This window comes from Baekduia sp. (assembly GCF_035318805.1).
In the GTDB taxonomy this organism is placed as follows: Bacteria; Actinomycetota; Thermoleophilia; order Solirubrobacterales; family Solirubrobacteraceae; genus Baekduia.
Window position 1 is genome coordinate 1 of the sequence record NZ_DATHDY010000028.1, and the last position, 10,796, is coordinate 10,796.

Below are 10,796 nucleotides of genomic sequence, written 5' to 3' on the forward strand. Positions count from 1 at the left end.
GGTTGCCGTGGTGGGCCAGGGCGGCGGTGGGGGCGGCGATCGCCAGCAGCCCGCTGAGGGCGGCGGCGACGGCCAGGGGGCGGCGCATGGGCGCACCTCCGGGGGTTCAGGGTTGACGGGGCGTTGGCTACGCGGACGTCAACGGGGGCCCGCGCTCGGCGAGCGCCGAGGCGAGCAGGCGCCCACCGCGCACCACGACGGCGCGGGGCCGGCGGCGGGGCGGGGACGCGGAGACGGGCCGGGGCCGGCGAGGGGCCGCACGGCGCGCGACGAGGCGCTCGAGCTTCTCCTCGCCGAGATAGCGACCGGCCAGCAGCGGGAGCAGCAGGACCAGCGCCGGCGAGAGCAGCAGCAGCCCGGTGTCCAGACCCGCGACGGACTCCGCGAGCGCGACGACGACGCCCAGCAGGGCGACGACGAGGAGCGGGCGGAGGTCCCGGCGGACGGACATGCGCCGACGAGCCTAACCCGTTTTGGCGCGCCGGCGATCAGTCGCGGTCGAAGCGACCGCTGCGGCGGTCGACCTCGAACCACACGCGACAGCCGCGCGCGGTGCGCTCGACGCCCCAGCGGGACGCCAGCTTGTCGACCAGGCGCAGGCCGAAGCCCGACGCCTCGTGCCGGATCTCGGGGTCGAACCCCTGCCCGTGGTCGGCGACCTCGATGCGCACGTGATCCTCGCTCAGGCGTGCGTGGAACACGATCCGCTCGGCCGGGTGGCTCGAGCCCGCGTGGCGGACGGCGTTGCCCACGAGCTCGGACGTCAGCAGCGACACGGTGTGGTCCAGGTCCGGGCTCAGCCCCCGGTCGCGCAGGGCGTGGCGCGCCGTGCGGACGGCTTCGGGGACCGGCGCGAAGGCCAGGAGGATGTCGGTGCTGGGGCGGGTGAGGGCGGTCATGGTGGACATGGCGGCGGTCAGGCGGTCTGGTACTCCAGGTCGTCACCGTTGCGTGGTCACCTCAATCCCCCGATGCCGCACCGGATGTCCGCATGACGGGCTCCGGCGCGGAGCGACACCACGGCTGGGCGCCTACTTCACGACGCGCAGGGTGGCGTGCATGCCGCGGGCGGCGTGGTCGGCGACCGTGCACACCAGCTGGTAGCGGCCACGCGTGCGGAGGGTCAGCCGCAGGACGCCGGTGGCGCCGGGCTTGACGGGCGCGAGCGTCGCGAAGGTGCGTCCCCCGCGCCGGACGACGAGGTCGTGCGCGTCCTCGCCGAGGTTGCGGACGTTGAGCTTGAGGTGCCCGGCGCGGACGCGCGGGCGGTAGACGGCGATCGAGAACTCGCGCTCCCCGATGCCGATCGCCGTCGGGGCCTGCGCCCGGGCGGCGAGCGCCGCCGGCGCAGGCGGGACGTCGGCGGCCAGCATCAGCTGCGCACCAGCGGGACCTGGCCGAACTGCGCGGCCCCCGGGATGACCTCGGCGGGGTCGGTGCCCATCCACTGACCGAGCAGGCTGCTGTAGACGCGCCGGAAGTCGACGGTCACCTTGAGGTTCTTCTCGGCATCCAGGTCGGTGAGCGACGGGTACTCGGTGAGGATCCCGCTCATCGCCCGCGGGCCCTGGACCCACGCGATCCCGCCCGCGCCGTGGTCGGTGCCGCCGGAGCGGTTGGCCATCGGGCGCCGGCCGAACTCCGACCACACGAAGGTCAGCACCCGATCGGCGATGCCGCGCGCCTCGAGGTCGGCCTGGAAGGTGGCCAGCGCCTCGCCGACGGCGCCGAGGTCGCTGTCGAGCGTCGCCGCCTGGCCTTCGTGGGTGTCGAAGGAGCCGTCGGCGTCCACGGTCGCCACGCGGATGCCCAGCGGCTGGGAGAGCAGCCCGGCCAGCACCTTCAGGCGGTCGGCGGTGTCGTTGCCCTCCGGGTAGGTCACGGGCCCGGCCAGCGGATCGGTCCCGTCCTTGGCCTTGCGCAGCGGCGCCAGGCGGTCGGAGACCGTGTGCGCCAGCCGCGCCGCGCGGGCCGCCGCGGCGGGCCCCGCCGCCGACGGGGTCGACTGCGCCAGCGCCGCGTAGGTGTCGACGGCGGCGTCGCCCCAGCTGCCCCACACCGACCACATCCCGAGCTGCGCGTCGCTCGCGTCCGACACCGAGGCGACCGGCGCCTTGACGGCGCGCAGCGTCGGCGACAGCCCGTAGCCGGCGCTCAGGCCCTGCAGCGGGTTGTCGGCGCTGCCGTGGCGGTCCAGCCAGCGCCCGAGCCAGCCCGAGACCGACTGCTGGGACACCATGCCGGTCTCCCAGAACGCGCGCGAGGCGAAGTGCGACAGGTTGGGGTTGGCGTAGTCGATGCCCGGCAGGAACCCGATCTGCCCGCGGTCGAAGAGACCCTTCAGCCCGCCGCCCGGCCCGCGCGACAGCGCCGGGTGCAGCCCGAGCGACGTGCCGCCCAGCGCGAGCGGCGCGGCGGGCGACACGCCGCCGCGCAGGTCGCGCAGCACGCCCTCCTGCTCCAGCGGCATGAGCGTGTCGAGCAGGTCCAGCCCGCCGGGCAGGAACACCGAGACGAGCACCGGCGCGTCGGGCGCCGCCGCCGCCTCGGCGGCGGCGGCGTCGAGCAGGTGGCCCGTGGGCATCCTGGTGGCCGCGTAGACCGTGACCCCTGCGCCGATGCCCCACGTGAGCATCTGGCGGCGCGTGAGCACGTCGCGGCGCGCGGCCTCGCTCGCGCGATGGAAGTCCTGGCAGGCGGCGTGGGCGCGGGTCCGGGGCATGATGATGAAGTCGACCTAATGCAGTTGCGCGTCGGGAGCGGAGAGCAGCAGGTGGCGCATCGCGCGCTGAGTCATGTCGGCGGCGACCTGGCGCTGCCACTTCTGCCCGGCCATCGCGTCGTAGCCCTTGGCCAGCGACAGCAACCCCTTACGCGCCCGCACCGAGGCCCACGGGTGGCCGAGCGCGTCCATCGCGCGCCGCAGGTGCTCCTCGGGCTTCAGGTCGACCGGGGTGTCGCCGTCCTCGACCTTCAGGCCCGGCTGCGAGAGCGCGACGTTGGCCGCCACGAACCGCGAGCGCATGCCGTTGGACGACATCCACGCCGGGCCCCACTCCCAGCCGGCGACCGACGGCGGCGAGAAGAGCCGCTGGCCCATCCCGGCGGTCACCCACACCCAGTCGTCGGTCTTGACGCCCAGTCCGGCCGCCCGCAGCATCCCGGCGATCGCCACGGCGGGCGCCTTGACCATCGTCGGCGCGCCGAGGTGTGCGTACAAGGCGGGGTGATCGAGGATCGCCCCGACGACGGGCTTCAGGCGATGGCTCGAGCGCACGTAGATCCGCTGCAGGCGCAGGCGCGTGGAGCGGTCCAGCGGCTCGTCGACGAAGAACGACCACAACCTGCGCACGAGGAGCTCGGGGTGCGCGTGGTGCTCGACGCAGAGGCGCAGCACGTCGTTGGGGCCGAAGCGGCCGCGGTGGCCGAAGATCCGCTTGACGCCCGGATCGTGGTGCTCGGGGTCGAACCTCGTGGTCAGCAGCACGCCGCCGGCCTCGCGGCCCTTGACGAAGCCCGTCAGCGCCCGGGCGGCCTCGCGCACGTCGGCCTCGGTGTAGCCGTTGCCCTCGCCGAGCGTGAACAGCTCCATCAGCTCGCGCGCGAAGTTCTCGTTGGGCTCGTCCTTGTGGGAGCCGACGAGGTTGAGGAACGACCCGAGCGCGGGGTCCTCCATCGTCTCGCGCAGCAGCGCCGGGAACGTGCCGAGCGCGCGGCGGCGAAAGAGCGCGTTCTGGCGCAGCATCAGCGGCGTGTCGACGTCGCGCGTGGCGAAGTGGTCGTGCCAGAGCAGGACCATCTTCTCCTCGAGCGGCCGCGTGGTCCGCACCATGCGGTCCAGCCACCACAGCATGTCGTGGCCGTACTCGTTGGTCGGGTCCAGCGGCATGGGCTTGGGCCCCGACAGCGGCGCCTGGTGGCCATTGGGCGTCAGCAGCCAGCGCAGCGTGGCTGCGCGGCCTCGGTGCGCCCATTTGCGCGCTTCGTGCGGCGTTGCGCCGAACCCGGCGCGCCACAGGACGCGACGCACGTGTGCCTCGCTCCAGCCTCCCACTGCGCGTCACCGTAGCCGCCCCGGCGGCTGGTGCCGCTCAGCCGCGGGTCAATGTCCCACTTTGCACAGCTTCGAACGCCGCTCCGGGCACGTGACCGAGCGTGTGCAGGTTCTCGTCGTTCCAGCGAGGGTCGGGCGCGCCGGTGATGTACCAGTCCGATCCGTTGTCGGCGACGATCACGCCGTAGCGCTTGAGCGCCTCCAGGATCACCAGTGCCTGGCCGTGGAACGGCTTGAGGTCGAACGACGCCTTGAGTCGCAGGCGCAGCCCCATGGGCGGCAGGTCGGGGTTGCCGTCGCTGGAGGCGAAGTGGCGCGCGGGCGACACGTAGGCCTTCTGCGTGCGACGCACCGTCATCCGCAGCGCATGGGTGATCCGCTGGGCGCCGGCGACCTCGCCGGCGCGCGCCAAGCCGGGCAGGATCGACCGGCGCTTGGAGATGTCGCGGTTCAGCGGATGGCTCGCGGGCAGGACCGGGCAGCCGCCGAGCATCGTGCCGGGTCCCGGCGTGCCCGCGGGGGCGGCCGTGCCGGCCAGCGCGGTGGCGGTCAGGAGCTCACGCAGCACGGGCGCAACCGTACCCCGTGGAGATCCGGCGTCCAGTCGCCGATACTCCAGTCTGGATGCTCCGCCGCGTCGCCCTCCCCTGCCTGCTCACCGGCGCCGCGCTGTTGTGCGCCTGCGGCGGCGCGTCGTCGGGCGGCCGCGTCGAGCCCTGGGCGCTGAAGGCTCCCTACCTCCCGCCGCCCGATCCCTCCTCCTACGCCCGCAAGCCCGCGGCCGGCGCGGCAGCGCCGGCCAAGCGGACGAGCAAGTCGGGCAGCAGCGCCACGGGCCGGTCGCCGGCCTCCGGCGCGCCGACCGACGCGCAGGTGGCCGCCGACCTCCGCGAGGCCTACGGCGGCAAGGGCGGCAACGACCTCGACCAGGCGGCCATTGACGGCTCCGGCCTGGCGATGGTCCCGGCGACCGCGCCGCCCAAGCTCGTCGCGCTGATGCACGCGGCCAACGACGTCGCGCGCAAGCCCTACGTCTACGGCGGCGGCCACGGCCGCAACCCGGGCGAGATCTGGGCCGACTCCGCCTACGACTGCTCCGGCTCGGTCTCCTACGCCCTCGCCGCGGCGGGGTACCTGAAGGGCCCCGAGACCTCCGGGACGCTCATGAGCTTCGGCAAGGCGGGTCCCGGCAAGTGGGTGACGATCTACGCCAACGCCGGCCACGCCTTCATGGTCGTCGCGGGCCTGCGGTTCGACACGAGCGGACGCCAGGTGACGGGAACGCGATGGCAGTCGGCCGACGCCCGCAGCTACTCGGGCTTCACCGTGCGGCACCCCGTCGGGCTGTAGCCGCGCGCGGCAGATCCTCCCCCGGAGCGTCGAGGGACGACTCAGCCGCGCTATCCGCGGTTGAGTCGTCCCTCGACGCCGGTGCCGGGGAGCGCAGCGCCCGGCGCAGCCGCACGGTCGAGCCGTGGGGCGCCAGCTCGAGCGTCACCTCGTCGGCGAGCGCGCGCATGAGCTCGATGCCGCGGCCGCGGTCGGGGTCCGAGGGCGAGCGGTCCCGGCGCCCCGCGTCGCGAACCGTGATCGACACGTGACCGCCCGGCTCGAGCTCGAGGTCGACGTCGATCGTCGTGCGCGCGAACCCGGTGCCGTGCTCGAGCGCGTTCTGCCAGGCCTCGTTGGCGGCCATGACCAGGTCGTGCGACTCGTCGTCCTCGGCGCCGGCCTCACGCAGCCAGCGCGCCAGCATCCGCCGCAGCGACGTCAGCGCGTCGCGGTCGGGCGAGAGCTTCAGCCGCGCGACGGGCCCGAGCCGCGCCTTGCCGCGCACGACGACGAGCGTCACGTCGTCGTCGGCGGCCTCGGCCTCGGTGGCCTGCAGCGCACGGCGGATCAGCTCGTCCGGCGCGCCGCCCTCGGCGACCGCGCAGCGCAGCCGCTCCAGCCCCGTGTCGAGGCGCTCGCCGCGCCGCTCGATCAGCCCGTCGGTGTAGAGCAGCGCGCTCATGCCGGGCGCCAGGCGCGCGGTCCGCTCGTCGTAGCGCCAGGTGTCCATGACGCCGAGCGGCGGGCCGGCGCCCTCGAGGATCTCCGTGCTGCCATCCCCGTCGCCGACGATCATCGGCGGCGGGTGGCCGGCGTTGACGAAGCGCATGGTCCCCGAGTCGATCTCGATGATCGCGAACAACATGGTGGTCATGAGGTCCGCGCCCAGCGCCGCGTGGTAGCCGTTCATGCGCTCGATCAGCGCGACGGTCCCATGGCCCTCCAGCGCGTAGGCGCGCGCGACCGAGCGCAGCTCGCCCATCCGCGCCGCGGCGTCGATGCCGTGCCCGGCCACGTCGCCGACGACGACGCCCAGGCGCCCGCCGGGCAGCGCGATCGCGTCGTACCAGTCGCCGCCGACGCGGGTGCCGCCCGCGCCCGGCGCGATGTGCGCGGCCAGCGACACGCCCACGACCGACGGCAGCCGCTCGGGCATCAGCGCGCGCTGCAGCGTGGCCGCGATGCGGCGGTCGCGCTCGTCGGCGACCTGGACCAGCAGCTGCTGCGGCGTGCCGTGCACGTCGCGCACCGCCACGACGCTCACCGTCACGGGGAACGGCACGCCGTCGGCGCCCGCGACGTGCGCGGCCCACGGCTCGGACGCCACGCCGTCGCCCGCGGCGTTCTGCAGGCGCTCCTCGAGCCCGGGCCGATCGCGGACGTGCAGCACCTCGTGGATCGGGGAGCGGGCGAGGATCGACGTCGGGCGCCCGGTGAGCCGCTCCAGCGCCGGGTTGACCTGGAGCGCGAGGCCGTCGAGGTCGCACAGCGCCATCCCCGTCGGCGCCGCCTCGAAGGCGTTGCGGACCAGCTCGTCGCTGCGGCGCAGCTGGCGGCGGTGGCGGTCGAGGTCGCAGAAGACCTTCACCTTGGACCGCAGCACCAGCGGGTCGAACGGCTTGAGCAGGTAGTCGACCGCGCCGGCCTCGTAGCCCGCGAACACCTGGGCGACGTCGGCCTCGGCGGCGGTCAGGAAGATGATCGGCACGTCGCGGCTGCGCTCGCGGCGCTTGATCAGCTCGGCGGTCTCGACGCCGTCCATGCCGGGCATCTGGACGTCGAGCAGGATGACCGCGAAGTCCTGGCCGAGCACCGCGCGCAGCGCCTGCTCGCCGGAGTCGGCCTCCACGACCTCGACCCGCAGCGGATCGAGGACGGCCTGGAGCGCGATCCGGTTCTCGCGCCGGTCGTCGACGAGCAGGATCAGCGGCGGGTCGACCTCCACCATCAGTGGTGCAGCCAGACGCGCATGAGCGAGAGCAGCTGCTCGACGTCGACGGGCTTGGTGACGTAGTCGCTCGCGCCCGCGCTGATCGACTTGTCGCGGTCGCCCTTCATCGCCTTGGCGGTCAGCTGGATGATCGGCAGCGCGTCGAAGCGCGGCATCGCGCGGATCGCGCGGGCGGTCTCGTAGCCGTCCATCTCAGGCATCATGACGTCGAGGAGCACGAGGTCCGTATCGGGCTGCTCGCGCAGGCGCTCGATCCCCTCGCGCCCGTTCTCGGCGAACGCCACCTTCATCCCGCGCGCCTCGAGCGCGCTGGCCAGGGCGAAGACGTTGCGGATGTCGTCGTCGACGATCAGCACGCGCTTGCCCTGGAACACCTGGTCGGCGGTGCGCAGGCGGGCCAGCAGCTTGCGCGTCGGCTGGGGCAGCTGGGTCTCCAGCCGGTGCAGGAACAGCGCGGTCTCGTCGACCAGGCGGTCGGGCGACGCCGCGGTCGCGACGACCAGGCGCTCGGAGGCCGCCTCCATCGCGACGCGCTCCTCGGCGGCCAGCGCCTCGGGCACGTGCAGCACGATCGGCAGCTCACCCAGCCGGCTCTCGGCCTCCAGGCCGAGCAGCACGTCCAGCGGCCACTTCGCCCCCCGGTGCACGACGAGCACCGCGCAGTCGGCGCCCTCGCGGGCCAGCCGCTGCACCGCGTCGGCGGGCGCCATGTCCAGGACCTCCACGTCGTCGCCGGCGCTGAGCAGCTCGAGCGTCTCGGGCTCCAGGCCGTCGCCCTCCTGGACCACGGCGAGCCGCTTGACGGTGCGGGCGCTGAGGCGATCCAGCGCGGTCAGCGCCGCCAGCGCGGCGGCTCCGCCGCCGGCGCCTGCGGCCCCGTCCACGTAGGCCGCGGCACCCGCGCGCAGCGCCGACAGCCGGCCGCCCGCCGGGCCGGCGACCACGACCGGCCGGTGGCGCGTCTCGGGGTGGGACTTGAGCTGGCCGAGCAGCCGCTCGCCGCGGCCGTCGCCGGCGAAGACGAGGACCGCGTCGGGCCGGTACTCGCGAGCGAGCGCGAGGCCGAGCGGCGTGCGCCGCGCGACGAGGCCCCGGAAGCCGTGCTCGCGCGCGACGGCCAGCGCGCCCTGGGCGTGCCCGGCGTCGTGGGCGATGACCAGCAGCACGCGGTCGCCCGCGACGATCGACGAGCGATCGTCCTGGACGCCGTCGTAGGGCAGCAGCGCCGCGGACTCCGCGGAGGCCTCGGCCGGCGCGGCCAGCGGCGGCTCCGGCGGCGCGTCGATCTGCGCGCCGTCCCCCGTGCGGTGTGTCAGCGGCAGCACGAGCGTGAAGCTCGAGCCCTCGCCGACCTGCGAGGCCACGCGGATCTCGCCGCCGAGCAGGCGCGAGATCTCGCGGCTGATCGACAGCCCCAGGCCCGTGCCGCCGTACTTGCGCGACGTCGTGCCGTCGGCCTGCTGGAAGGCCTCGAAGATCGACGCGAGCTTGTCGCCGGCGATGCCGACGCCCGTGTCGGCGACCGCGAAGGAGATGCGCTCCTCGGCGTCGCGCGACACCGTCAGGCGCACCGTGCCCGACGGCGTGAACTTGAAGGCGTTGGACAGCAGGTTGCGCAGCACCTGCTGCAGGCGCTGCTCGTCGGTGACGATCGACGCGGGCAGCGCGCCGTCGAGCTCGATGGCGAACGTGAGGTCGCGCTCCTCGGCGACCGGGCGGAACGAGCGCTCGACGTCCTCGCAGACGTCGGCGAGCGCGACGGCCGCGAGGTCGAGCTCCATCTTGCCCGCCTCGACCTTGGACAGGTCCAGGATGTCGTTGATCAGCGCGAGCAGGTCGTTGCCGGCCGAGTGGATCGTCGTGGCGAACTCGACCTGCTGCGCGGTGAGGTTGCCCTCGGCGTTGTCGCCCAGCAGGCGCGAGAGGATGAGCAGCGAGTTCAGCGGGGTGCGCAGCTCGTGGCTCATGTTGGCCAGGAACTCGGACTTGTACTTCGACGACAGCGCAAGCTGGGCGGCCTTCTCCTCCAACCCGGCGCGGGCGCTCTCGATCTCGATGTTCTTGGCCTGCAGCTCGCGCGCGAGCGACTGCGACTGGGCGAGCAGCTCCTCGGTGCGCATGTTCGCGCGGATCGTGTTGAGCACGACGCCGATCGTCTCGGTGATCTGCTCCAGGAACGCGCGGTTGATCTGGCTGATCGACTGCAGCGAGGCCAGCTCGATGACGCCGAGCACCTGCTCCTCGAAGACCACGGGCAACACGATGATGTTGCGCGGCGTGGACTCGCCGAGGCCGGAGGTGACCTTGACGTAGTCCTCGGGGACGTCCTCGACGAGGATCGGCTTGGCCTCGACGGCCGCCTGGCCGACGAGCCCCTCGCCGATCGAGAAGCGGTCGGGATCGCCGTCGCGCTGGCGGTAGCCGTAGGAGGCCACGAGCCGGAGGTCCGGGTCGTCGTCGCCCTCGACGAGGAAGAACGCGCCGTGCTGCGAGGTCACCAGCGGCGTCAGCTCGCTCATGATCAGGCGGGTGACCTGCGTCAGGTCGGCCTGGCCCTGCAGCATGCCGCCCATCCGCGCCAGGTTGGTCTTCAGCCAGTCCTGCTCGACGTTGATCTGCGTCGTCTCGCGCAGGTTGGCGATCATCTGGTTGATGTTGTCCTTCAGCTCGGCGACCTCGCCCTGCGCCTCGACCGTGATCGAGCGCGTGAGGTCGCCCTGCGTCACCGCCGTGGACACCTCGGCGATGGCGCGCAGCTGCGTGGTCAGCGTCGAGGCGAGCTGGTTGACGTTCTCGGTCAGGTCACGCCAGCGGCCGCGGACGCCTTCGACCTCGGCCTGACCGCCGAGGCGGCCGTCGGTGCCGACCTCGCGCGCCACGCGCGTGACCTCGTCGGCGAACGAGCCGAGCTGGTCGACCATCGTGTTGATGGTGTCCTTGAGCTCGAGGATCTCGCCGCGCGCGTCCACGGTGATCTTCTGCGACAGGTCGCCGTTGGCCACCGCCGTCGCGACCTGGGCGATGTTGCGCACCTGGTCGGTCAGGTTGTCGGCCATCGAGTTCACCGACTCGGTCAGCGACCGCCACGTGCCCGACACCCCCTCGACCTGGGCCTGGCCGCCGAGCTTGCCGTCCGTGCCGACCTCGCGCGCCACGCGCGTCACCTCGGCCGCGAACGACCGCAGCTGGTCGACCATGGTGTTGATGGTCTCGGCGAGCGCGGCGACCTCGCCCTTGGCCTCGACGGTGATCTTCTTGGACAGGTCGCCGTTGGCCACCGCCGTGGTGACCTGGGCGATGCCGCGCACCTGCTCGGTGAGGTTGGTGGCCATCGAGTTCACCGACTCGGTCAGCGAGCGCCACGTGCCGCTGACGTCCTCGACCTCCGCCTGGCCGCCGAGGCGGCCGTCGGTGCCGACCTCCTTCGCGACGCGCGTCACCTCGGCCGCGAACGAGCGC

General features: G+C 73.7%; 9 protein-coding genes. 1 reads left to right on the forward strand and 8 read right to left on the reverse strand.

Translation table 11 applies throughout. The annotated features are described in order from the left end of the window. Positions 1 to 127: 127 nt before the first annotated feature. From VK501_RS06540 to VK501_RS06565, 6 genes are all read right to left on the reverse strand, one after another. Positions 128 to 451, reverse strand: a complete 324-nt coding sequence (locus tag VK501_RS06540; protein WP_324335848.1) for a hypothetical protein — start codon at positions 449 to 451, stop codon at positions 128 to 130. Positions 452 to 488: 37 nt separating this feature from the next. After that, positions 489 to 899: an ATP-binding protein gene (locus VK501_RS06545; RefSeq protein WP_324335850.1), complete on the reverse strand. Its 411-nt coding sequence runs from the start codon at positions 897 to 899 to the stop codon at positions 489 to 491. A 132-nt stretch (positions 900 to 1,031) separates the two neighbouring features. After that, positions 1,032 to 1,373, reverse strand: a complete 342-nt coding sequence (locus VK501_RS06550) for a hypothetical protein (protein WP_324335852.1) — start codon at positions 1,371 to 1,373, stop codon at positions 1,032 to 1,034. Next, positions 1,373 to 2,722, reverse strand: a complete 1,350-nt coding sequence (locus VK501_RS06555; RefSeq protein ID WP_324335854.1) for a DUF1501 domain-containing protein — start codon at positions 2,720 to 2,722, stop codon at positions 1,373 to 1,375. Before VK501_RS06555 ends, VK501_RS06550 begins: the two co-directional genes overlap by 1 nt. Positions 2,723 to 2,737: 15 nt before the next feature. Further along, positions 2,738 to 4,030: a DUF1800 domain-containing protein gene (locus VK501_RS06560; protein ID WP_324335855.1), complete on the reverse strand. Its 1,293-nt coding sequence runs from the start codon at positions 4,028 to 4,030 to the stop codon at positions 2,738 to 2,740. Between the two features lie 61 nt (positions 4,031 to 4,091). Beyond that, complete coding sequence (locus VK501_RS06565; protein WP_324335857.1) at positions 4,092 to 4,622, reverse strand: hypothetical protein; 531 nt, start codon at positions 4,620 to 4,622, stop codon at positions 4,092 to 4,094. Positions 4,623 to 4,678: 56 nt separating this feature from the next. Between VK501_RS06565 and VK501_RS06570 the strand changes: the two genes are divergently transcribed. Beyond that, the gene (locus tag VK501_RS06570) at positions 4,679 to 5,404 is read left to right on the forward strand and encodes a hypothetical protein (protein WP_324335859.1); all 726 of its coding nucleotides are present in this window, start codon (positions 4,679 to 4,681) and stop codon (positions 5,402 to 5,404) included. Here VK501_RS06570 and VK501_RS06575 read toward each other — a convergent pair. Together VK501_RS06575 and VK501_RS06580 are read right to left on the reverse strand one after the other, a co-directional pair. Next, complete coding sequence (locus tag VK501_RS06575; protein WP_324335861.1) at positions 5,376 to 7,334, reverse strand: SpoIIE family protein phosphatase; 1,959 nt, start codon at positions 7,332 to 7,334, stop codon at positions 5,376 to 5,378. The two genes, VK501_RS06570 and VK501_RS06575, sit on opposite strands and share 29 nt — an antisense overlap. Then, a partial coding sequence (locus VK501_RS06580; RefSeq protein ID WP_324335863.1) for an ATP-binding protein occupies positions 7,334 to 10,796 on the reverse strand: 3,463 nt, incomplete at its 5' end. The genes VK501_RS06580 and VK501_RS06575, both read right to left, overlap by 1 nt.